The 23,044-nt window shown below is 64.4% G+C and carries 23 protein-coding genes; 15 read left to right on the top strand and 8 right to left on the bottom strand.

The features are described from left to right. Window positions 1–48: 48 nt before the first annotated feature. Window positions 49–390, top strand: coding sequence for a GNAT family N-acetyltransferase (locus H535_RS0109520; RefSeq protein ID WP_035769017.1), 342 nt, complete (start codon window positions 49–51; stop codon window positions 388–390). A gap of 103 nt (window positions 391–493) precedes the next feature. Then, entirely contained in the window at window positions 494–1,117 is a 624-nt protein-coding gene (locus H535_RS0109525) for an FMN reductase (RefSeq protein ID WP_035769072.1), read from the top strand. Here the strand turns inward: H535_RS0109525 and H535_RS24555 are convergent. Continuing rightward, window positions 1,102–2,019 (bottom strand): EamA family transporter, encoded by a 918-nt coding sequence (locus H535_RS24555; RefSeq protein WP_051298927.1) that lies wholly within the window; start codon window positions 2,017–2,019, stop codon window positions 1,102–1,104. The genes H535_RS0109525 and H535_RS24555 overlap by 16 nt on opposite strands. 72 nt (window positions 2,020–2,091) lie before the next feature. On the opposite strand from H535_RS24555, the gene H535_RS0109535 reads away from it, so the two are divergent. Together H535_RS0109535 and H535_RS24560 are read left to right on the top strand one after the other, a co-directional pair. Beyond that, window positions 2,092–3,012, top strand: a complete 921-nt coding sequence (locus tag H535_RS0109535) for a pseudouridine synthase (protein ID WP_035769020.1) — start codon at window positions 2,092–2,094, stop codon at window positions 3,010–3,012. 42 nt (window positions 3,013–3,054) lie between these two features. Beyond that, a complete protein-coding gene (locus H535_RS24560) occupies window positions 3,055–3,705 on the top strand; it encodes a DedA family protein (RefSeq protein ID WP_245580256.1) in 651 nt (216 codons plus the stop codon). Between the two features lie 83 nt (window positions 3,706–3,788). Here the strand turns inward: H535_RS24560 and H535_RS27740 are convergent, their stop codons facing one another. Beyond that, window positions 3,789–4,337: an SRPBCC family protein gene (locus tag H535_RS27740; protein WP_051298929.1), complete on the bottom strand. Its 549-nt coding sequence runs from the start codon at window positions 4,335–4,337 to the stop codon at window positions 3,789–3,791. Between the two features lie 109 nt (window positions 4,338–4,446). Here H535_RS27740 and H535_RS24570 point away from each other — a divergent pair, with 109 nt between their 5' ends. Beyond that, window positions 4,447–5,286 (top strand): DUF1684 domain-containing protein, encoded by an 840-nt coding sequence (locus H535_RS24570; protein WP_051298931.1) that lies wholly within the window; start codon window positions 4,447–4,449, stop codon window positions 5,284–5,286. Here H535_RS24570 and H535_RS0109555 read toward each other — a convergent pair. Together H535_RS0109555 and H535_RS0109560 are read right to left on the bottom strand one after the other, a co-directional pair. Further along, on the bottom strand, window positions 5,279–6,469 hold the full coding sequence (locus H535_RS0109555; RefSeq protein ID WP_026819366.1) for an acyl-CoA dehydrogenase family protein: 1,191 nt from the start codon (window positions 6,467–6,469) through the stop codon (window positions 5,279–5,281). The two genes, H535_RS24570 and H535_RS0109555, sit on opposite strands and share 8 nt — an antisense overlap. A 27-nt stretch (window positions 6,470–6,496) precedes the next feature. Continuing rightward, window positions 6,497–7,270 carry a 3-hydroxyacyl-CoA dehydrogenase gene (locus H535_RS0109560; protein WP_026819367.1) on the bottom strand — a complete coding sequence of 258 codons (774 nt, stop codon included), beginning with the start codon at window positions 7,268–7,270 and terminating at the stop codon, window positions 6,497–6,499. Window positions 7,271–7,677: 407 nt separating this feature from the next. Between H535_RS0109560 and H535_RS0109565 the strand changes: the two genes are divergently transcribed. The 5 genes from H535_RS0109565 to H535_RS0109585 all read left to right on the top strand — a co-directional run bounded on the left by H535_RS0109565 (window position 7,678) and on the right by H535_RS0109585 (window position 10,884). Beyond that, entirely contained in the window at window positions 7,678–7,827 is a 150-nt protein-coding gene (locus H535_RS0109565) for a ribbon-helix-helix domain-containing protein (RefSeq protein ID WP_026819368.1), read from the top strand. Next, a complete protein-coding gene (locus H535_RS0109570; RefSeq protein ID WP_026819369.1) occupies window positions 7,828–8,658 on the top strand; it encodes a glyoxalase/bleomycin resistance/dioxygenase family protein in 831 nt (276 codons plus the stop codon). 33 nt (window positions 8,659–8,691) lie between these two features. Further along, entirely contained in the window at window positions 8,692–9,234 is a 543-nt protein-coding gene (locus H535_RS0109575) for an NUDIX hydrolase family protein (protein ID WP_026819370.1), read from the top strand. A gap of 183 nt (window positions 9,235–9,417) precedes the next feature. Beyond that, window positions 9,418–10,110 (top strand): DUF6707 family protein, encoded by a 693-nt coding sequence (locus H535_RS24575; RefSeq protein ID WP_051298933.1) that lies wholly within the window; start codon window positions 9,418–9,420, stop codon window positions 10,108–10,110. Between the two features lie 39 nt (window positions 10,111–10,149). Then, window positions 10,150–10,884 carry an SRPBCC family protein gene (locus H535_RS0109585; RefSeq protein ID WP_035769022.1) on the top strand — a complete coding sequence of 245 codons (735 nt, stop codon included), beginning with the start codon at window positions 10,150–10,152 and terminating at the stop codon, window positions 10,882–10,884. On the opposite strand, the gene H535_RS0109590 is transcribed toward H535_RS0109585, so the two are convergent. Both H535_RS0109590 and H535_RS0109595 read right to left on the bottom strand, forming a co-directional pair. Continuing rightward, entirely contained in the window at window positions 10,881–11,978 is a 1,098-nt protein-coding gene (locus H535_RS0109590) for an FUSC family protein (protein WP_162144876.1), read from the bottom strand. The two genes, H535_RS0109585 and H535_RS0109590, sit on opposite strands and share 4 nt — an antisense overlap. 99 nt (window positions 11,979–12,077) lie before the next feature. Then, window positions 12,078–12,494, bottom strand: a complete 417-nt coding sequence (locus tag H535_RS0109595) for a VOC family protein (RefSeq protein ID WP_026819373.1) — start codon at window positions 12,492–12,494, stop codon at window positions 12,078–12,080. A 98-nt stretch (window positions 12,495–12,592) separates the two neighbouring features. On the opposite strand from H535_RS0109595, the gene tgt reads away from it, so the two are divergent. Next, a complete protein-coding gene (gene tgt, locus H535_RS0109600) occupies window positions 12,593–13,885 on the top strand; it encodes a tRNA guanosine(34) transglycosylase Tgt (RefSeq protein WP_245580250.1) in 1,293 nt (430 codons plus the stop codon). On the opposite strand, the gene H535_RS0109605 is transcribed toward tgt, so the two are convergent. Continuing rightward, the gene (locus tag H535_RS0109605) at window positions 13,873–14,058 is read right to left on the bottom strand and encodes a hypothetical protein (protein WP_026819375.1); all 186 of its coding nucleotides are present in this window, start codon (window positions 14,056–14,058) and stop codon (window positions 13,873–13,875) included. The two genes, tgt and H535_RS0109605, sit on opposite strands and share 13 nt — an antisense overlap. Before the next feature lie 358 nt (window positions 14,059–14,416). Between H535_RS0109605 and H535_RS24580 the strand changes: the two genes are divergently transcribed. Then, window positions 14,417–15,301, top strand: coding sequence for a hypothetical protein (locus H535_RS24580; RefSeq protein WP_155838644.1), 885 nt, complete (start codon window positions 14,417–14,419; stop codon window positions 15,299–15,301). A 194-nt stretch (window positions 15,302–15,495) separates the two neighbouring features. On the opposite strand, the gene H535_RS0109615 is transcribed toward H535_RS24580, so the two are convergent. Continuing rightward, a complete protein-coding gene (locus tag H535_RS0109615) occupies window positions 15,496–16,179 on the bottom strand; it encodes a queuosine precursor transporter (RefSeq protein WP_026819376.1) in 684 nt (227 codons plus the stop codon). A gap of 168 nt (window positions 16,180–16,347) precedes the next feature. On the opposite strand from H535_RS0109615, the gene thiD reads away from it, so the two are divergent. The 3 genes from thiD to H535_RS0109630 all read left to right on the top strand — a co-directional run bounded on the left by thiD (window position 16,348) and on the right by H535_RS0109630 (window position 23,018). After that, a complete protein-coding gene (gene thiD / locus H535_RS0109620; RefSeq protein WP_026819377.1) occupies window positions 16,348–17,178 on the top strand; it encodes a bifunctional hydroxymethylpyrimidine kinase/phosphomethylpyrimidine kinase in 831 nt (276 codons plus the stop codon). Between the two features lie 490 nt (window positions 17,179–17,668). After that, a complete protein-coding gene (locus H535_RS24585; protein WP_162144877.1) occupies window positions 17,669–21,712 on the top strand; it encodes a S8 family peptidase in 4,044 nt (1,347 codons plus the stop codon). 178 nt (window positions 21,713–21,890) lie between these two features. After that, complete coding sequence (locus tag H535_RS0109630; protein ID WP_026819378.1) at window positions 21,891–23,018, top strand: ROK family transcriptional regulator; 1,128 nt, start codon at window positions 21,891–21,893, stop codon at window positions 23,016–23,018. The last annotated feature ends 26 nt before the right edge of the window (window positions 23,019–23,044 follow it).

A 23,044-nucleotide genomic window follows, 5' to 3' on the forward strand; every position in this document is an offset into this window, starting at 1 on the left:
CCGCTGGAGGTTCCGTAGAGCGTTATGGCCCAGCGAAGGACGGATTCCATGAACCAGCAGCCCGACGCCAGCAACACCGGGACAAGCAACACCATCAAGGTGGAACTGAACGAGACGGAGAGCCGCTACGACATTATGGTCGGCGGCCAATTGGCAGGCTTCACCGAATTCCGCGAAACAGACACTGAAATAGCTTTCACCCACACAGAGACCTTCGACGAGTTCGCAGGCCAGGGTCTGGGGCGCGAGCTGGTTGCAGGAGCCCTGTCGGATGCGGTCACCCACGGTAAAACCCTTGTGCCGTACTGCCCCTTCGTGGCCAAATACATCCGCCGGCATCCCGAAACCGCCCCGGATGTGCGATGGCCGGACTCGCCACGGCTCAGCTGACGATCCAGGCGCCTACAGCCCCCGGCGGCCGGAAATAATTTGACCGCCCTTTCTGTTCCGTGTGTAGATGCAAACGCATGCACTGACGGAAGGGGTCCTGGAAGTGGCCGATATAAAGCGAATCGCAGTGATTACGGCGGGGTTGAGCGAACCGTCGTCGTCGAGGATGCTCGCCGACCAGCTGGCCGCGGATGCCCGCCGGCATCTGGAAGACGCGGGCGTGCAGGTGGAAGTGGACGTCTTCGAACTGCGCGATTCCGCCGTCGACATCGCAAACAACTTCGTCGCCGGGTTCGCCCCTCCACGGCTCACCGCCGTCATCGATACGGTCCTGGCTGCAGACGGCGTCGTCGCGGTCAGCCCCATCTTCTCCGCTTCCTACAGCGGGCTGTTCAAGTCGTTCTTCGACGTCATCGAAAACAAGGCACTCGTGGGCAAGCCGATCATTCTGGGCGCCACCGGCGGTTCCGCGCGCCATTCCCTGGCACTGGAGTATGCGCTCCGGCCGCTGTTCCAGTACCTGCGGGCAACTGTTACCCCGACGTCGGTCTATGCCGGACCAGCCGACTGGGGCAACGGGGACGACACCGTCGACGGGCTCGCCGACCGCACTGATCGCGCTGGCAGCGAACTGGCCTCATTGATCCTGCAGCAGCGCCCGGCCCAGCGTTCGGCAGCCGGGGACGAGCTGTCGTTCGAGCAAATGCTGGCTCAAACCACATCCTGATCACGCCGGGGCGGAACCGGCTGAACGTAGCGCTTGTTGTCCCGGTAGACGGCGGCGACCGCCAGCACGTTGGCCAGCGTGATCACCGCGATGGCCACCACCTCAAGCAGCGTCAGCGTTTCGGCCAGCAGCACCAATCCGGCCAGCGCGGCCAGGGCCGGGTGGATGCTGACCATCAGCGAGTACAACCCCGGCGGGATCCGCCGCAGCACAAAAAGATCGGCGGCGTAGGGCACAGCCGAGGACAGCACCCCGGCCAGGATCCCGATGAGGATGACCTGCGTCGTCACGCCGGACAGGTCAACGGTGAAAGCCGCCACCGGCACGAACATCACCACCGAAGTGACCGCCGCCATGGCCGAAGCCTGCAGTCCCGGCAGTCGGGCGCCGGCCGCACGATTGGTCAGGATGTAGCCCGCCCAGCAGGCGCCTGCGCTTAAACCGAGCAGGATCCCGACCAGATCGTTGCTGGTTTGCGGACCGGCGAGGATGTAGACGCCGGAGGCCGCGGCGAGGGCACAGACCACGTTGATCAGCCGCTTCGATGACAGCAGTGCCAGTGTCAGCGGCCCCAGGAACTCGAGGGTCACAGCCAGCCCCAGCCCGATCCGGTCGATCGCCAGGTAAAGGGTCAGGTTCATCATCCCCATCACCACCCCCAGTCCGATCCCCAGCATGAGCTGACCCCGGGTCATGGACAACACCGGCGGCCGCCCCAAGGGCAGGTGCACGGCCGCCATCACCACTTGCCGCACCGCAACCACGCCGACCGGCCCCAGCACTGGAAAAAGACTCGCCCCGACGGCGGCGCCGAACTGCTGGGATGAGGCACCGACGACCAACATGCCAAGGCCCGACGACGCCTGGCCGGGAGTCTTCCTGCCGCGGAACAACGTCCTCATAGTCACAGTTAACGCTCTGCATCCCCCACACGGAAAATCTGCCGGTCCGCGACGGTAGAGTGGGGTGGCGTGATGACCTCCCCGCTGCCCGTCCGCAACGGCGTCAACGCAACCCGCCTGCGGCTGCCCGACGAAGGTCACTGGACCACTGCCATGGAATACGTGCTGCAGCGCTTCAACCATGTGGACCCCGACGGCATCGTCGAGCGCTTCGAGCGCGGCGAGGTGGTGGGGGTCGGCGGGGTGCCGCTGACCCCTCAGACACCGCTCGGCGAGCACACCTTCATCTGGTACTACCGGCAGCTTCCGGATGAACGCCGGATCCCCGTTGAGCTGGATATCCTTCACCGCGACGACAACCTGCTGGTGGTGGATAAGCCGCACTTCCTGCCCACCACTCCCGGCGGCATGTTCGTCACCGAGTCGGCGCTGGTGCGGTTGCGGGTGTTGCTTGATATGCCGGATCTGGCCCCCATCCACCGGCTGGACCGGATGACGGCCGGAGTGCTGCTCTTCGCCACCAATCCGCAGACCCGGGGCAAGTACCAGGTGTTGTTCGAGCGCCGGAAGGTGCGCAAAACCTATGAGGCAGTCGCCCCGGTGGACCCCGCCCTGGAGCTGCCGGCCACTTTCCGCAGCCGGATGTACAAGTCCCGCGACTACCTGCTCACCCAGGAACTCCCCGGAGAGCCCAACGCCGAGACCCGGGTCGAGCTGGTGCAATCGCACGCCGGGCTCGGCCGGTACCGGCTGGAGCCGCACACCGGCAAGACCCACCAGCTGCGGGTGCACATGGCATCCGCCGGGATCGGCATCCTCAACGACCGCTTCTACCCGACGTTGCAGCCCGAAGCGGAAGATGATCACAGCAAGCCGCTGCAGCTGCTGGCCCGATCGATCGAGTTCACGGATCCGCTGACCGGGGCGCCGGCCAAGTTCACCAGCCGGTTACAACTGGATGAATTCGTCTCCAAGCTAAACAGACACCCATAGCTTTTCCCCACCTCCCCGGGCTAGATTTGACTCGTGGATTTTATGAGCCTGGGCACCTGGAATCCGGCTTTCTACCTTCTGATCGTTCCCTTAGTGGCATTGGACGCAGCCGTCCCCGCCGTGCCTTCCGAAGTATTCGTCGTGACCACCGGAGCGCTCGGAGCGGGCGGGCACCTGCACGTTGCCATCGCCATTCTGGTGGCGGCTATCGGCGCCTGGCTGGGCGACACCATGGTCTACTACCTCTTCAAGCGGAAGCTGTCCCGGTTTCTGGACCGCTTCCGCTGGGGCCGCTGGCTGCACCGCGCCACGTTGAAGGCCTGCCACAAAGGCGGCAATTCCTCCACCTACGCAGCGATCATCGCCGGCCGGTTCATACCGGCCGGGCGCACGGCAACGATGGCGGCAGCGGGGATGGCCCATGTGCCCACCCGGGGCTTCTTGCTGGCCAGCGCCGTCGGCTCGCTGATGTGGGCGTGCTGGCTGGTCGGACTGGGCTTCCTCACCGGTGCCGCAACGGACCTGCCGTGGTGGGGCAGCGCATTGATCGGGGTCGGGGTCGGTCTGGCCGTCGGTGCTGTCATCGCCGCATTGATTTCGATGAGGTCCGCCTGGCTGCGTCGGTACGCCCCTCACGAGGCGGAGCCTGCTCCTGAGGCGCGGACGCCTGCGGCCAGCACCACCGCGCCCTGACCTGCGGGGATCGCTGGAGCATCCAGGATTCGGCGGGAGCATGCGGGGATCGCCGCGGCATCCGGGAATCGCCGCGACTCCCTTCACGCCTTGGTCTTTATATACTCCGCGTGGATAGCTTCCCAGGCCGGATAGAAATCGTGCCACCAATGCGGCCAATCCATGACCTTACCGTCCAGCGCCTCCCGCAAGTGGTCCAGATGGGCATGCCAGCCCGCGGCACTCATCAGCGCGGTTTCGCCCACCGCGTTGACCACATTGCTGAACTTCAAGCGACAGCGACGCCCGCCGTCGTCGGCGTCCAATTCCCAGCGCAGCAAGCCGTGGGCGGAATTCGTGTACACCAGCAGGCGGGGCGGTTCGATCTGCAGGATCCGGCCGTTCCACCATTGACGATCAGCGTCGGCGACGTTGAGCCAGCGCAGGTCGAAGTGGCCGCCGACCTTCAGGCTGGCATCGGATTGGGCCAGCCACGCAATGGTGCCTTCAGCGGTGGTCAACGCCGCCCACACATCCTGAACAGGGTGCGGGTAGGACCGTTCAAAATTGAGGGCTGTCCGTTCATCGTCAATCTGCTCGACGGCGCCGAGCCCGTATCTGCCCAGCTCCTTGTTCAGGTTTGCGTTGCCCACGCGGGCCACCTTTCGACGTCGGACTTTAGGCCGGACTTTAATCCCGACTTTACGCTCCCGGTCCGCGGCGGGATTTGTTCAGGGCACCACAGGGCGTCAGACTTAAACAATGCCTGGCGAACAACAGCAGCCGTCCGAGACCGAGTGGGCCGAGTGGCACGCCGCCCGCGAGGAGGCCCTCGCGGACCGGTCCGGATGGCTCACCCTTACCTCCTTCCAATGGCTTCCCGACGAACCCGGCGGGCTTGACCTGATTCCCGGCTTGTGGAGCAGCAGCGAAACGACGGCGGCGGTCACCACCGACGGCGGCGACGGATTCCGCATCGACGAACCGGCCCCCGGCTCGGCACAGGTTCCGGGCCAGCACGTCAGCGGCACCATCACCGCCCGGCTCTCGAACGGGGACTCGCTGATGTGGCTGCGTCACGAAGACGTGGTGGTGGAACTGGCGATGCGCTCCGACCGCTATGCCATCCGGACCCGGGACGCGGATGCTTCCACGCTGGCCAATTTCGACGGCGTCCCCACCTTCGATTACTCGCCGGGGTGGGTGCTGACCGGGCAGTTCCTTCCCTATCCGGAGCCGCGGCACGAGGAGGTGGCGTCCGCACGGGAAGACGTCACCATCGGTGTGATGGCCGCCGGTGAGGTGGAGTTTGAGTACGACGGCGGCACGCACCGGCTCGCTGCCACGTCCTCGGCGTCGGGCTCCCTGGTGTTGAACTTCCATGACGACACCAACGGCGACACCACCGCGGACTGGCGGTTCGTGCAAATCCCGGCACCCGACGACGACGGCACCATGGTGATCGACTTCAACCGGACGATCAATTACCCGTTCAGCTTCACCGACTTCGGAGCGTGCCCGGCACCGGTGGAGAAGAACCGGCTCGAATTCGCGGTTGACGCCGGCGAAATGGCGCCCCGTGACGGCGGGCTGGCTAAATGATCGCCGAAACGCCCGTGATGTCCCGCCCCGCAATGAGCGTATTGATTTCCCGGCTGCCCTCATAGGTGTAGATCGCCTCGGCGTCGGAAAACACCTTCGCCATGCCGTAGTCGGTGACGATTCCGTTGCCGCCGAGAATCCCCCGGCCCAGCGCCACAGTTTCCCGCATCCGCGCTGAGGTATACGACTTGGCCAAGGCCGCCTGCGGCATGTCCACCCGGCCGGGCTCCTCCGGGCTGCCGTAATCAGCCTGCTGCAGCTGGGCAACCCGGGTCATCATTGACATGCTGGCCACCGCGTTGCCCAGCATCTGCACCAGCTGTTCCTGGATCAGCTGGAATCCAGCGAGCGGCTTGCCGAACTGGTAACGCTCCACGGCGTAGCGGCGGGCGATGTCGAAGGCCGCCAGCTGCTGCCCCACGGCCTGCCACCCCACCTGGATCCGTGAGGCGCGGAGCAGGTGCTTGGTGTCATCGAAGCTGAAAATGCCGGCGAACCTGTCGGATTCGTCCACCCGGACGCCGTCCAGCACGATATCGGCGTTCTGCACCGTTCGCAGGGCGATCTTGTTTTCGATCTTGGTGCGGTGCACGCCGGGCAATGTGGCGTCGAGGATGAAGCCCCGGATTTCGCCCGTGTCCGCGTCAGCGGCCCACATCAGCATGTAGTCGCAGAAGGTGCCATTACCGATCCACCGCTTCGCGCCGTTGAGGATCCAGCTGTCCCCGTCGCGGGTGGCGGTGGTGGCCATCCCGCCGGCGACATCGGAGCCATGGTCGGGCTCGGTCAGGGCGAAGGCGCCGGTGGTGCGCAGGTTCATCGCGTCGTCGAGCAGCCTGTCCTGCTGCTCCGCCGATCCAAACCGGTGCAGGGCGTCGACGAAGAGGTCGTGATGGACCATGAAGAATGTGGCGATGGAGGTGTCGCACCGCGTCATTTCGGCGATCACCATCCCGGCGAACAGGTGGCCGTACCCCTGCTGGACCGGAGTGCTCAGGCCGAGCCCGCCGAGCTTGGGCAGCAACTCGTACGGGAACCGGTCCTGGTTCCACCAGTTGCCGGCCTCGGGCGCCACCTCCTTGTCCAGGAAATCACGCAATTGCGCCAGCTTGTCTCGTTCAGCATCGCTGAGCAGTTCTTCGAAGGAGAAATAGTCGGCCGAGGGCAAGTCCTCGAGGTTCATGTGGCGTCCTTAGGGAATCGGGGAAGCTTATTTCGGCGCCATGCGGATTGCGCCGTCGAGCCGGATCGTTTCGCCGTTCAGCATTGGGTTTTCCACGATATGGGCAGCGAGCGCAGCATATTCGTCCGGCTTGCCCAGGCGGGACGGATGCGGCACCTGCGCCCCAAGGGAATCCTGCGCCTCTTGTGGAAGTCCGGCCATCATCGGCGTCTCGAAAATCCCGGGGGCAATTGCCATCACCCTCACCTGTGAACGGGCGAATTCCCGCGCCAGCGGCAGCGTCATCGCGGCCACGGCGCCCTTGGACGCGGCATAGGCTGGCTGGCCGATCTGCCCATCGAAAGCAGCCACCGAAGCGGTATTGACGACAACGCCACGTTCGGGCCCGCCGTCGCCGTCGACCGGTTCAGTCTGCACCATGGCCGCGGCAGCCAGGCGGGTGACATTGAAGGTGCCGATCAGGTTGATTTGGACGACTTGCTGGAACTTCTCCAGCGGCAGCACGCCCTCGCGGCCCAGCACCTTGCCCGGTGTCGCCACCCCGGCGCAATTGACCACCATGCGCAGCGGGCCGCGTTCGACGGCGGCATCCACCGCCGCCTGGACCTGCTCCTCACGTGTGACGTCGGCAGGCACAAATGCCGCCCGCTCCCCCAGCTCGGCCGCATACTCGCTGCCGCGGGACTGGGGCAGATCCACGATCACCACGGAAGCGCCGCCGTCGTACAACTTTTTGGCAGTGGCAGCGCCGAGACCGGATGCTCCGCCGGTGATCAGCGCGACTCCGCTTGAGATGTCCATTCATCCTCCTTGATGAGCTGGCATGGCCTTGGAAAGCCCGGCGCCGCGGGATGCGGCACCGGGCGAGGTTCTCCCTCGAGCTTAGCCGCTCCGTTGGAGGCACCGCACAGCACGGTATCGGGAGCGGGTCGGGCAGCGCGGCCACCTCCGTACCGGGTCGCCGGGGCGCCGGGCCGAAGGCACCTTCCCGCTCGAAGGCACCTTCCCGCTCGATGGCACCTTCCCGCTCGATGGCACCTTCCCCACTCGAAGGCACCTTCCCGCGCGATGGCACCTTCCTGCGACGACCTTGCACGGGCCGGGAGTAATTCCGGCCCTTCCAGGTACAAACCGCTCTTTTTCCGCCTGACTTACTCCCCGGCGGAACAGGTTCCACAACGCGCTCCTAGGGTGCTAGCATATTAGCCATGACGGAAGGAACCGCCGCCAAGGCACAGTTCAATGTGTACCTGCCCCCGGAGCTGATCAAACGGGTCAAGCACCGGAGCATCGACGAAGGCACGAGTCTCTCCGCCCTGGTGGAGCGGGCCTTGACCGACTACTTGGAGGAGAAGTAAATGCTGCGCGTACGCCCCATCCACTTCACGTCCCGGATGGCCGACTACCGGAAACTGCTGACCGGCCTCGGGCTCAGCGTCAGCGTCGACAATGACGGTTACACCGAGTTCGACGCCGGCAGCGGGCGGATGGCGATCCATCTCGCCGAATCCGGTGCCGCCGACGACGGCACCACCGCGCTGGGCTTCGAGATCCGCGACCTCGACGAATTCATCCGCCGCACCAACGAGGCGGGGACGACGGCGAAGGTCTACGAGGCGGGGCACGGCACTGCGGCGAAAATCACCGCTGCCGACGGACTGGTGTTCCTGTGCGACCCCGTCCCGGCGAACACCTTCCCGGAAGCGGGCCAGGGAGCCGCCCCGGGGGCCAGCCCGGACGCCCTGCACAATCCGGGCACCGGCCCGGACACCCTGCACAACCCGGAAACCGCCCCGGACGCCCTGCACAACCCGGAAACCGCCCCGGACCCCGCCCTGTCGGTGCTGCCCCTGTGGATGACACCCGACGTCGACGGCGCCCGGAAAGTCCTCGACAACATCGGAGCAAAGCCCCGGATCATCGCCGATGCCGGCACCTGGGTCGACCACCGGGCCAAAAATGGCGGACTGGTCGCGGCCCACCAGGATGCTGAAGTCGAAGTCCTGATGGCCTTCGAATACGACGGTGCCCTCGAGACGTTGCAGTCCCGGCTGGCCGACGTCTCGATTGAAGCCACGATTATCGACGAGAACTACGGCAAGAGCCTGCGCCTGCCGGATCCCGATGGCGGCGAAATCTGGGTCAACCAGAAACAGTCGGACCTGCACGGTTACACGCGCGCCGAATAGCCGTCGGCGGCAGAATTCGATACAACATAGAGAATGAGTTCTGTGCGCACTCCCGATCCTTACCCCGGCTGGCTCTCCGAAGCAGACCTGCATGAAGCCCGCCAGCGGTTGCCCCTGGTGTACGTCGAGGCCGTCCCGGTCCGTCTTGATCCGCTGGGGTGCGTCACGGACGTGGGGCTGCTGTTGCAGCCGTCGGACGAAGGCACCATGGTGCGCACGCTGGTGTCGGGGCGCGTGCTGTACCGGGAAACTGTCCGGGCCGCGCTGCTGCGCCATCTGGAAAAGGACCTGGGACCGATGGCGTTGCCGCAGCTGCCGGTCTCCCCCGTCCCGTTCACGGTGGCCGAGTTTTTCCCCTCGCCGTCGCAGACCGGGCTGACCGATGAACGGCAGCACGCCGTCGCACTGGCCTATGTGGTGCCGGTCACCGGTGAATGCGAGCCCCGCCAGGACGCCCTGCAGTTGAGTTGGCTCACACCCGCCGAGGTGCTGTCCGAGCAGGTGTTGTCCGAGTTCCCGGGCGGCCGCGGCGACTTGGTGCGGCAGGCCCTGGCCTACGCCGGCTGGGGCCGCTGACCGACGTCGGCCGGGGCGCTGACCGCCGTCGGCATACGTCCCGCCACCTGCTGTAAGGTCGTCTCAGACCCCATTTCATCTGCCTTACGGCGGACACGCACGCAGTGCCCGATATTGGCCGGTACTGCTGCGGAAACTTCCTATACTTGTCTGTAGTTGGGCAAATAGATCAAGGAGTTGTGCATGACCGGCAGCGAGCAGCCAGAATCACCGGCCGGAGCCGCCGGCGCGGTGATTCCTCCTGCCCCGAAACGCCGCCCCGCGCCGTCGGGAACTGCAGAGGCGGTGGTCGCGCAGGCGGCGCAGGCCCACCCCAATCATGCCGCGTTGCAGCGCATCGCCAAGCGTCTGTCCAAGGGGCTGAACGCCAAATCCGGCAGCAGCCTGTCGGATGTGAAGGACATGGCCCAGCTGTTGTTCATCGACCTGGGCGATTCCACGAATGCCATGCCCGTGTGCCAGCTGATTACCGAGTTACCCTATGACGGCGCCCACGGCCGCTGGATCGGAATCGAAGGATGCCTGGCAATCGCCTCCTACATCGCGGCCGAAAACGGTGAAGAGAAGCTCTCCGCGGACTACGCCCACAAATTGCGGGCACCGGACCGGGAGAGCATGGACGACTTCCGGGACAAGATCAATGCCCGTGTCCGGCAGCGCCAGCTCAACGAGCCCAACCTCTATGACCGCGAAATCGCCCGCGCAGCGGCCGCCGTCGACAAGAAGACCGAACTGGACTGGCGCAAGCTCCGCGTGCAGTCCCTGCTGTACTTGCTGGCGCACGAGGGTTCGGAAACCTACAGCGGCGAGGAACTGGAGCGGTTGACCAGCAACGAGCTGGGGGCCATCCGGACGCTGGTGGGCGACGGCAAATAAGCTGTTCCGCCCGTCATGGTTCGGGAGTATGGTCGAAGCATGGCGGGAATCACTGAACAGCGTGATCTGAGTGTCCACATCTATGCGGACGCCGCCCAGGTGTGGGTGATGCTCCGCGAGCCCTCCAAAGTGGCGCAATGGCACGGCTGGGATTACGAGGAACTCGACGACGAGATCAAGCAGATCTACTTCACCAATGATGTCGAGGACGAACAGCACAGCGTCCTCACCGTAAATGGCGGCGACCGTTTTGTGCTGGCCCCCGTCGGTGATGGCACTCAGGTGACGCTGGAACGGGCACCACGCGATTCCATCACATCGGCGGCCGATTACGACGTCGTCACCGAAGGCTGGATCACGTTCCTGCAGCAGTTGCGGTTCGCGCTGGAACGTCACCCGAAGGCGAATCGGCGCACCATATTCCTGGCCGGCACCCCGCGCAGTTCCGATCCGGTTGCGGGGCAACTGGGACTGACCGGCCTGCCCGAACCCGGCGACGAGTACTCGGTGCAGGCTGCCACTGGCGAGGACCTGAGCGGCAAGGTCTGGTTCCGTTCCGAACACCAGCTCGGCCTCACCGTGAACCATTATGCCGACCACGGCCGCGGGCTATTGATCGTCGCCGACACTCCCCCGACAGAGGACAGGCCCGACGGCGGGGCGATGGTGATCGCCTCGACGTACGAACTCGGGGCAAGGGACCTCCAGGCCATCCGCTCCCGCTGGGACAGTTGGAGGCAACAGAACCTGTCCGACTCCGACCCGCTGCTTTAGCGGCCGACGGTCTCCGGGCCCTTCAGCGAGGCGGCCCGTTCACGCATCAGCACGACGACGGCGACGCCCACCAAGGCGCCGATCACCGTCTCCAGCGTCCGGTCCACCAGCAGATCCGCGGGGTCTGGCTGCGTCACCAGGAACGACATCAGCAGGGCCAGGGGCGTGATAAAGAATAGTGCCACGGTGTAATGGCGCTGCACAAACATCTCGGCGAGGAATTGCAGCACCACCAGCAGCAGCACGATGTGCCAGGGAAGCAGCGGCAGCGCGAGGATGGCCGCGGTCACTGCGACGCCGCCCAGCGTGCCGACGATCCGGTGCACGGCCCGGGCCAGCCGGCCGGCCAGGGTGGGAGCCGCAATCGGGACGACGGCGGCCACCATCGCCCAGTAGCTGTGGCCGATATCGGCGAACGTGGCAAGGCCGCCGGCGATGGCGGCGGCAACGGCGTAACGCAGCGCGTGCACCATCAGCGCTGACCAGTCCACGGGTTGTTGCGGGGCCGGCCCGATGGGGGCTGGACCGGACAGGTCCGGCCGGATCTGCGCGGGGGCGGGACGCTCCGAAGCTGGCAGCCGCGCACCGATATCGCCTGATCTCCGCAGTTTTCGAACGACGGCGGGCACGGCGCCGAGGAACAGGCACCACAACACGCTCGCAGTTCCTACCGTCAGCGCCTGCCACCACGGCGGCACTTCGGGCAGGGACGCGACCGCCGCAAAGGCGAAGACAAAGAACAAGGAACCCGGAGGCTTCAGACGCCAGTAGTCCGCGGCGACAGATCCGGCTCCGGCGACCACCGCCGTCGTTATCACTATGGCCCATGGCGACGCGCCGATCGACGCATATGCGCCTCCCAGCCCGAGGCAGGCCACCAGGATGAAGCCGGCGATCGACTGGTGCTGGAATCTCCGGCCGGCAATCTCTGCCTTGGCGTAGATCCCGCTGAACGCACCAAACGCGGCGAAAATGGTCAGGTCGATGCGCCCGATGGCCAGTACCACCAGCAGCGGCACGGCAATACCCAGTGCGATACGGGCTGCCGGATAGTGGTCCCTCTGGGATGGAGCCATGGTGAAGAAATCGCGCACATGGTTCATTAGAGGGTCCGGCGCCGTCCTGTCAGGTGGTGGTGAACGACGGCGGCTCTGGCATCGATACGAGGAAAGGGCGCTTCCAGTTTATCGCAGTCAGTATTCCTCTCCCGCGATGTCCACCATCCAGGAGGTGCCAAAGCGGTCCGTGCACATGCCGAATGTGTCACCCCAGGGGGCCTTTTCCAGCGGCAGGGTGACCGTCCCGCCGTCGGACAATTTCTCCCAATACCCGCGCAGCAGCGCCTCATCGTCCCCGCTCAATGAGAGCGAGTGGGCGCTTCCGGGCTTGTATTCCATGCCATTGGGAGTATCCGCGGCCATCAACTTATGCCCCTGGTCGGTTGTCAGCACGGAATGCATGATCTTGTCCTGCTCGGACGGATCCTCGCTGGCCTGAAACTCAGCGAAGGTGTTCAGCTCCAGCTGCCCGCCGAACACCGAGTGGTAATACTGCATCGCTTCGCGGGTGGTGTCGCGGAAATTGAGATACGAATTCATCATCACGCTCATGGCGTCTACCTCTGTCGTAGGGATGTATGCAGTTGATTATCGTCCAGCCCGGGACGGAGCGGAAGGCCCGGTTTGCTCAGAACTGGCAAAATAGTCTGGTGCCCCAAACCGATTTCTCATTCTCCGTCGGCAAACGCCTGTCCGAAACCGCTCCCGGGCGGCATCTGCCGTCCGGGGGTGCTGACCCCTCCGGCAGGCATACCGGCAGCGCCGGGAACTTTCACGGCCGCACCGGCACCATCACCACGCCGCACGGGGAGATCCGGACCCCTGCTTTCGTCGCCGTCGGGACGAAAGCGACCGTCAAGGCGGTGCTTCCCGAATCGGTGGAGCAGCTCGGCGCGCAGTCCGTGCTGGCCAACGCCTACCACCTGTTCCTGCAGCCCGGGCCCGATGTGGTCGATGAAGCCGGTGGCCTCGGGAAATTCATGAACTGGGACGGGCCGACCTTTACCGACAGCGGCGGCTTCCAGGTGATGTCGCTGGGCGCAGGGTTCAAGAAGGTCATCAGCATGGAGTCGCAAACGCCGGGCAGCGAACTGCACGACCACGTCGTCGCCGCGGGCAAGACTCGGCTGGCCCATGTCGACGAGGACGGGGTCACGTTCAAATCCCACCTCAGCGGAGATATCCATCGCTTCACCCCGGAAGTGTCCATGCAGGTGCAGCACCAGCTCGGCGCGGACATCATGTTCGCCTTCGACGAGCTGACCACGCTGATGAACTCGCGCGGTTACCAGGAAGAGTCCCTGGAACGAACTCGCCGCTGGGCGGAGCGGTGCATCACCGAGCATCAGCGACTCACCGTCGAACGCAGCCACCGGCCGTACCAGGCGCTGTTCGGCGTCATCCAAGGCGCACAGTACGAGGACTTGCGGCGCAAGGCCTGCCAGGATCTCGGGGCGATGGATTTCGACGGGTATGGCATTGGCGGGGCGCTGGAGAAAGCCAATCTGGGGACCATCGTCGGCTGGTGCAGCGAGGAACTGCCCGAGGACAAGCCCCGGCACCTGCTGGGCATTTCCGAACCGGACGATATCTTCACTGCCATCGAGAACGGCGCGGACACCTTCGACTGCGTCTCGCCCACCCGGGTGGCACGCACCTCCGCCGTCTATACCCGCGACGGCCGGGTCAACATCTCCGGCGCGCGATACAAGCGCGACTTCACGCCCATCATGGACGACTGCGACTGCTACACCTGCGGCCACTACACCCGGGCATACCTGCACCACCTGTTCAAGGCCAAGGAGATGGTGGCTGCCACGCTCGCGTCCATCCACAACGAACGGTTCGTGGTGAAGATGGTCGACGACGCCCGCCACGCTATCGACGACGGAACGTTCTTCGAGTTGCGCGACGACGTCATCGGCCGCTACTACTCGAAGTAGCCGGGATCCCGCGCCTTCCCGGCCCCGCCCATGCCGGAACCGCCCACCTGCACAAAGCCACCGGCACCGCCTCCGTCCAGCCACCGGGGCTCCGGCACCGCCTCCGCCCAGCCACCGGGCACCGTCCACGCCGGGGTCCCACCGCCTCTGCCCAGCCACCGGGCACCGTCCACGCCGGGGTCCCACCGCCACGCACCCGCCGAGGTAGCGCCCCGCCCGTCAGGTAGCCCGTTGCAACCCGCTACTTCGGGGGTAAGCCACTACCTCGACGGGGGTTTGGACGGGTGCGGGGTTTGGCCGGAGACGGGGTTGGGCTTGGACGAGAAAGCCCGACATGGCCGGTGGATGTGAAACCGGGTACGGAATGCGCCGCGTGCGCCGCCGACAGTTATCCACAACGGTCGCGCCCGCACTATTCGCGCAGACCTCAAATGCTGAAGACTCTCCTCTGTGATGACTCTTCAAACTGCCGAATCCTTGCTGGAGCGCGCGCCGTCCGCAACGGGAGGCCCTTGGACAACCGTCGAACTATTGAACGCCGGCCTCACTGATCGCTCGATCCAGACTTTGGTCAGAGGGCGCAAGCTGGTCCGCCTGCGGAGAGGTTCCTACATCGAGACCAAGGCGTGGAAGGAATTGACCGCGGAAGAGCGGTCCCTCCAGCATGTTTTGGCATACGAACGGAATTCGCCAAAGTCCGGCTTCACTGTCTATAGCCACACCACAGCCGCATTGCTCCATGGCCTCTTCCTGCTGGATACGCCAAACACCGTCCATATCTCCCGGCGCGCCCGCACTTCGACGAAAAAGGTACCTGCCGATGTGCGGAGGCACGTAAGAACGTTGCCGCAAAAGGACATCATCACGTTACGTTCGCGGCCGGTCACGACCCTCGAGCGGACGCTCGTCGATTGCGCGGCAATTATGGATTATCAGCATGCAATGGTCATCGGCGACCATGCCGCCCGGCTTGGTGCTTCCCCCGACCGGGTCCGGCAGATCGTCGAGTCAATGTCCGGGCATCGCGGGATTCGTAACATCCGGAGGGTGGTGGAAGGCATCAATCCGCTTTCGGAATCACCGGGCGAAACCATCACCCGCATTCTGCTTAAGGCCCTCGATGTACCGATGCCCGAATTGCAAGTACCGGTCAGGACAAGGAACGGCCGCCACCGGCTCGATTTCGCGTGGTCGGAGCTGAAGGTCGCACTGGAGTTCGATGGCGATTCCAAGTATTTCGATTATCGGCCTACAAAGGAGGCGCTGGTGGCCGAGCGCAAACGCGAACGGGAACTGATGGAAGAGGGATGGATTTTCGTACGCCTGGAGTGGAAAGACCTGTTCCATCCCAGAGAAGTAGAGGCGAGAATCAAGTCCGCATTCGCTAGAGCTGCCCGCCTCCAGGCGCACCCGTGATGCACGCTGTCCGACGAAGTAGCGCCCTGCCGGCCACGTAGCCCATTGCTACCCACTACCTCGTGGCCAAGGTGCTATCTCGCCATCCGGCGGGATTTCCGTTCGCGTCCCGGTCCACGCCGGCGCACGGTCCGTCCGGGCCGGCCAGCGCTCGGGCCGGTCCACGCCGGAAGCCGGCGTGCTTGAGTCAACCCCTACGCGGCCACACCGTAGCTGGGCTCGCGCTTCTTCACCCAGCGGATCACCAGGGTCGTCACGGGCAGGAACAGCACCTCGACGGCGGTCTTGTACAGGAAACCGACCAGGACATAGTTGATGAAATCCCCGGCGCTCGTGATGCCAATGACCGAGGCTGCAATGGAGCAGAAGATCAGCGTGTCGGCGAATTCCCCCACACCGGTTGAGCCCATCAAACGAGCCCACAGATGCCGCTCGCGGGTACGGTCTTTTATCCGCACCAGCACCCAGGAATTCAACGTCTGGCCGGCGACGAAGCCCAGCAGGCTGGCCAGCACGATCAGCGGCACCGGCATCAGCACCGAGGCGAGCGCATCCTGGTTGGTGTAGAAATCGGCCGCGGGCAGCGCGACTATAACCCAGAAGGTCAGGGCCGCCAGCGCAGCGGTGACGAAGCCGGTGATGATGGCGCGGCGGGCTGCCCGGAAGCCGTAGACCTCGCTGAGCACGTCCCCAATGATGTAGGCAATGGGGAACAGGAAGAACCCGCCGTCGGTAATGATGGGACCAAACGCAACCCCCTTGGAGGCGCCGACGTTGGACAGGATCAGCACCACGCAGAACAGTGCGAGCAGGATGTCGAAATGGGAACTGCCACGGGAAGCGAACTTCGCCTCGACCTGATCGGCCAGCTGGGTCATCGGTATCTCATTCTTTGAAGTGGTTGACGGATTTCTCCGCTGTATTAGCACTTACGCGGCCTCGAATCTCTGCCGCGGCGGTGATTCGGGCACCCCAATTGTTTCATGCCGGAGGCTCACAACTGAACGGGTGGAATCTGATCGGGGCAACAATGGAAAATAGGTACTATGTCCATCACTGCAGAAACCACAGAACGCCCGGCCGTCACCCTCACCATTGCCGGTTCGGAAGCCACCGGGGGTGCAGGCGCGCAGGCTGACCTGAAGACGTTCCAGCAACTTGGCGCCTTCGGCATTACCGCGCTGACGTGCATCGTCGCTTTCGATCCCAAGGATAACTGGAACCACCGGTTCACCCCGGTCGAGCCGCAGGTCATCGCCGACCAGCTCGAAGCCATCCAGACCGCCTACGAGCTGGATACGGTCAAGCTCGGGATGATGGGCAGCCCCGCGACCATCGACACGGTTGCCACCGCGTTGAAGACACAGCAGTGGAAGAACATCGTGCTCGACCCGGTACTGATCTGCAAGGGCCAGGAGCCCGGCCATGCGTTGGACACCGATGAGGCGCTCAAGGCCACAATGCTCCCGCTGGCCACCTTCATCACTCCGAACCATTTCGAGTCGCTGTCACTGTCCGGGATGGAGACGATCGAGTCCGAAGCGGATCTGGTGGAAGCAGCCAAGAGAATCCATGCCAACAGCGGTGCCGCTGTGCTGGTCAAGGGCGGCGTCCGGCTGGACGGCGAGGACGCCATCGATGTCTACTACGACGGCGAGTCGCTCGAGGTGCTGCGTGCGCCGAAGATCGGCGACGTCGCGGTGAGCGGCGCCGGCTGCTCGCTGGCCGCCGCCATCACTGCGGAGCTGGCCAAGGGTGCGGCACCATTGGAAGCAGCGCGCACCGCCAAGGACTTCGTCACGGCCGGCATCAGGGCCAGGATCCCCTCGAACGCGCCCTTCGACGCCCTATGGCAGGGCGGGGCAGTCCGGGGCTGACACCGGGCGAACAGCCACACATGAGCCGACAACAGGCGCGGCATCCGCCACGGTGCCGCGCCTGAGGTGTGTCGGGGCCACAGTTTCATCCCTCGCGTGCGGTCTGCGGGGCCGCACCTCCCGTCCCTCGCTTGCCGTCGGCGTGGCCCCGCCGCCGGATCTTAATTGCCTGGATCCGCCGCCGCCCGGTGTCGAGAGCGAATTTTCCACCACGCCGGTTCTCACGTCAAGGGGTGGGAGCGAATTCTGAGTGAATTAGCCGCAAATGCTTGACAGACGCTCAGCCACCCCGAAGGCTGTACATGGTGGTCCGGCCTATCGGGGGCCGGGCTCCGACCATTGGGGGTCCTCTTGGCGGCGCTTCGACGGCCGTGTGCTGGGTGGGGAGCCCCGGTGGTGAATGTTTGCATTGCAAATGGCACCGCCGGAACAGCAGGCTCACCGATGAACCGGCCACTGTCCGGGCCGTGCCAGCTCAATGAGGAGAAGAATGAATAAGAAACTCCCCCACAAGGCCGGGGCACGCATCCTGGCATCTATGGCGGGCATGGCACTGGCCACAAGCCTTTGTGCTCCTGCCATGGCTGATGAATCAGGCACCACCGAGAATCGCTCCACCCATGCAAACCCGTTCCTGGAGATCTCTCCGCAGAAACAGGACAAACTCGGCGGCGACTTGGCCAACGAGACCGGAATCGTCGCCGTCTACGTGCAGTTCGAAGGCAACGGTGCCTACGAACAAACGCAGCCGGCCATGGTCGAGAAAGGCCTGAAGAAGCCGGTCAACAGGACCGCCGAAGTCAAAAAAATCCGAAAGAACATCAAGGCAAAAGCCAGGGGCGTCGTCGACGACGTCAACGGCAGAAAGCTGTACGTCACCACCAACACGCTGCCCGGCGTCGCGGTCGCTGCCGAGGCCAAGGTCCTGCGGAAACTTGCCAAGCGGGACGACGTCGTCCAAGTCACCCCAATCGTCCCCAAGAAACCGGGGAACAAGGGCACCGTGATCGACACGGAGGCACTGAACACCTGGACCAAACGGGACGTGACCGGCGAGGGAGTCAAAATCGCCGTGCTCGACACCGGCGTCGACTACACCCATGCTTCCTTCGGTGGACCGGGCACGGTCGAAGCCTACAAGGAAGCCCAGGCCAGCGAGCAGCTCCCTTCCGATGATTCCGGACTGTTGGATCCGGACAAGTTCGTCGGCGGCTGGGACCTGGTGGGCGATTCCTACAATGCCAACCCGAATATGGACAGCTACCAGCCGGTTCCCCACCCGGACCCGAATCCACTGGACTGCGAGACAGCGGGACACGGTTCCCATGTGGCCGGCACCGCGGCGGGCTACGGCGTCAATGCCGACGGCAGCACCTTCGAAGGCGACTACTCCGAGCTGAGCGCTGACGAAGTCAACGAAATGCGGATCGGCCCCGGCTCGGCCCCCGAGGCCCAGCTGGTCGGCATCCGGGTCTTCGGCTGCGAAGGTTCCAGCGCCGTCGTCGGACAGGCTCTCGACTATGTGCTGGACCCTAATGGCGACGGCGACTTCAGCGACCGCGCCGATGTGGTCAACATGTCGCTGGGCTCGGACTTCACCCCCACCGACGATCCGGAAAATGACATCGTCAACGAGCTGACCAAACTGGGGATCCTCTCCGTCGTCGCCTCCGGCAATGCGGCAGACGTGTACGACGTCGGCGGGGCGCCGGGCAACGCTCGCTCGGCTTTGACCGTGGCCAACAGCGTCGGCTCCCGGATCACCCTGGACCGGGTGGACGTACTGGCGCCCGAAGATCTGGCAGGCCAGGCCGCCGGCCAGTACAGCGTCAACTTCGACTACGCCGCTGCCACCGAGGAAGAACTCACCGGCGACGTCGTGATGGCCCCTGAGGCCAACCGGTTCGGCTGTGAGGCCTTCTCGGATGAAGCAGCCGCCAGGATGGACGGAAAATGGGTCTGGATCCAATGGGAGGAGAACGGCGAGTTCCCCTGTGGCTCCGCTCAGCGTTTCAATAACGCCGAAGCGGCAGGTGCCACAGGCGTCGTGCTTGATTCGCCCCGTTCCGTATTCTCCGCCGGGATTGCCGGCAACTCCACCATCCCCGGAGTGCAGCTGAACAACGCAGGCTCGGACAAGCTGCGCCCGGCCGCCGAAGCCGGAACGCTGACCCTCAAGCTCAGCCCGGACTACCTCGGAGGCATCTCGGCTCCATCCGACGCGAAAGACACGCTGAATGCCAGCTCGTCCCGCGGAGTGCATGGTTCCAATGGCGTCGTGAAGCCCGACGTCGCGGCTCCCGGCACGCTGATCGGTTCCGTGGCCGTGGCCTCGGGAGACGGCGTGGCCGTCAAGTCCGGCACCTCGATGGCCACTCCGATGGTGGCTGGAATTGCGGCTCTGGTCTACAGCACCGGCATCGAGAATGCGCTGACGGTGAAGTCCATGGTAATGAACACCGCCGTCCATGACATCCTCTCGTCCGACGGAGTTCCGTTTGGCCCCAACCGGGTCGGTTCCGGCCGGGTGGATGCCCTCGCTGCGGTCGACACAGATGTGTACGCCTACGCCACCAAGGCAGAAGACCTGGTCTCACTGGCGTTCGGCATTGTGGAAGCCGGTTCTGATCCGGTTTCCGTCACCAAATCGGTCACGGTGCAGAACACGGGATCAACGGCCCGCACCTACAACGTGGAGTACGTGCCCGCAGTCGATACCCCGGGAGTCAGCTACAGCACTCCGGGAACCGTCACGGTGCCCGCCCAGGGCTCGGCAACTGTGGACGTGACCATGAACATCAACGATCCGACTGCGCTGCGGCACACGCTGGCTCCAACCATGGAAGAGTTCCAGTTGGATCTGCGGCGGGCGTATTTGTCGGAGGAATCGGGCAGATTGCAGTTGAGCGCTCCAAGCGCTCCCACCCTCCGGGTTCCTGTTCATTCCGCTCCCAAGCCCGTCGCTGATATGAGTGCCGGAGATGAGTTGGATTTCGGCACCAGCCTCAGCACCAACGTCGAGTTTGAAGGACGCGACCTGCTCCAGGGCTCGTTTGCCGACGGCACGCTGTACAACTCGCTTGTCGGCGCTTTCGAATTGGGAGCGCAAAGCGGAAAGATCCCCAGCGGCAGCCTGGCAGTTCCCAGCTCCCGGCGGGTCGACCTGCAATATGTCGGCGCAGCTTCGAACATTCCCGCTCTTCGGGCAGCGAACGCGCCGATGACGAACGCAACCATCAACTTCGGTGTCAGCACTTGGCAGAACTGGGCGGCCATGACACCGTCCACCAACATCAGTGTGGAGATCGACGTCGACGACGACGGCGCCGCGGATTATCTCGCGCGCACTGGCATGGCTGCCGGGCTGGACCTGGTTTTGGTCTTCCTCTATGACGCGGATACCGGAGCGCAAGTGGGTCTGCAGGCCATGAACGGCATGCTGGGTAACCAAGCGTTCCAGACAGAGAAGACCAATCCGTTTGACACCAATGTGATGACATTGCCGGTTTCGGTCTCTGCCTTGGGCCTGGATCCCGGCGATGCCAAGGACATCAGCTACCGCGTAGTGACCAACAGTTACTACAGCGCTGATGATGAGGGTAATTCAGTGCCGGTGGACTCCACGGACTGGATCTCCTACAACCCGGTCACTCCGGATTTGTGGTTCGGTCCCGGCAAGTTCGATGCGGCCGGTGATCTGTTGTTCGACGACTTTGAAGGCAACGGGGTCACCGCACACAGGGCCGAAGGCGTCACGGATGCAAAGGCTCTGTTCCTGCACCTGCACAACAACACCGGCGTGATTGCGGACAGTACGAATCTGTACCAGTCCAACGCGTTGGAATCCGCCGGTGGTCGCGATGGTGGAAAGGCCGAGGTGCTGCCTGTTTCCGCTGAAGACGAACCGGTGGACGAGACAGTCGATGTTCGCGCCAATGCCAAGTCGCAAGGTGTCAACGGGACAGTGCATATCGCCGTCCATGCGGTAAACCAGGAGGACGTTCCGGTGGATATCCGCTTCGTCACCGACTACGGTCAGCGTAAGTTCTCGAATGTCGAACCCGGTGCCGCTGTCTACCAGCAGTTCGACACAGGCAAGACATCGGTGCCGGCCGGGGAAGCACAGGTCAATGCCTACAAGCGGGTGGACGGACAGGGCTACTACAGCTCTTACGACGTCGCTTACCAGGCCTTGAACCTCGAACCGGATTTCACCCCGAAGCCGGCGGACCGCAAGGACCTGAAGAAGGACACCGAAATCGACCTGGGCCTGGACAAGGAAAAGTTCCCGCGCGGGGCCTCCGAAGTCACCCTGGAAAACCTCGAGGCCGGCGAATGGGTCTACATCCACCTCAATGACACCGGACTGGGCTGGCACCAGGCATCAGGGGATGGCACCGTCACGGTGACCACTCCGGAGGGCACTAAGCCGGGCAACAACAAGATCGTTGTCTTTGACGGCGAGGGCGAACTCCTCGGTTGGGACAGGATCAAGGTCGTTGGCGGCCCACCTGCCAGGTTGAAGGACAAGTAGCACTACCCGCTTCGAGGCACGAACGACCTCGGCCTCGATAGCGTGAGGGCCCGGACGGAATCTCCGTCCGGGCCTTCTTCATGTCCACTCACGTACAAGAACCAGGGGAAATAGAAACATTTCAAACTGATTTCTGTACCGCCCCCATGGAATAATTCACCGCGGTTAGTCTGTGCTCATGGTCACAGCGGAGCCCCACTTGGCGTCGGCGCACCCTCGGGAAGCCGAGGTCGTCAAAACCTTTCGGAATAAGGGCGCTGTCACGCGCGCCCAGATTACCGATATCACCGGGCTGAGCCGTTCCACAGTCTCCGCCGTCATCGGACGTCTAGTTGACGAAGGAGTCGTAGTCGTCGCCAGCTACGACGAGCAACCCGGCCGCGGACGTCCCACCGAACGGGTCGAGATCGATCGCACCGTCGTCCGTTCCATCGGTGTGGACCTGGCGCACGGCATGGTGCGTGCGGTAGGGCTGAGCCTGCTTGGCGACCAGCTCGCCCTGTCCGCAAGGGAGCATGACGACACGATCGATTGGGACCAGCGCCGCGCCATCGTGCAGGAAGTGGTCGGCGCCTTGGACTTGCCGGCCACGCTGCCGGCTCTGCGCGGAATCGGCCTGGGTATCTCCGGTCCCGTCCCGCTGCCTCAGTTCGACGTCGAAACATGGGAGCCGATCGTCGCCGACCTCGGCCGGTCATTCAGCGTGGAAGTTCAGGTGGACAACACAACCCGCTATGCCGCCTTTGCCGAGCACACGGCGGCCTCGAACCCGGCCGACATCACCCTGCACCTGAGGTGCTTTCAAGGCGTCGGCGGCGCCGTCGTGCGGGCCGAAGAACTCGATCGAGGGGCCACGGGCATGGCCGGGGAGCTGGGCCACGTGCAAGTTGACCCCGAGGGTGCTCCGTGCCGCTGCGGCAAACGCGGTTGCCTGGAGACCATCGCGTCGACACCGGCAGTCCTCGACGAGTGCCGCAATCGCGAACCAGGCATCGTGACCCTGGCAGATCTGCACCAAGCCCTGGCCGAGGATCGTAAACGCCTCGGCCCGCTCCTGGACCGAGTAGCCCAGGCCATAGCACATGTCCTGGTCATCGCATCCACCCTCATCGACCCGGATGAAATCATTCTCTCCGGCGACCTGCTCGACGCCGACGACTCGCTACTGGCAGCCGTCGAACACCTCTACACGCGCAGCATGGGAGAGCGCTTCCGAGCCGCCTCAGTGCGACGCAGCGGGCTCGACGGCACCGCAGGGGTCCTCGGGGCGGCACTCACCTTCACACACTCACATCCACGTCCGTGACGACCCATTTACATGGATCACGACAC

The sequence above is a fragment of the Arthrobacter castelli DSM 16402 genome, from assembly GCF_000430705.1.
Classification (GTDB): domain Bacteria; phylum Actinomycetota; class Actinomycetes; order Actinomycetales; family Micrococcaceae; genus Arthrobacter_C; species Arthrobacter_C castelli.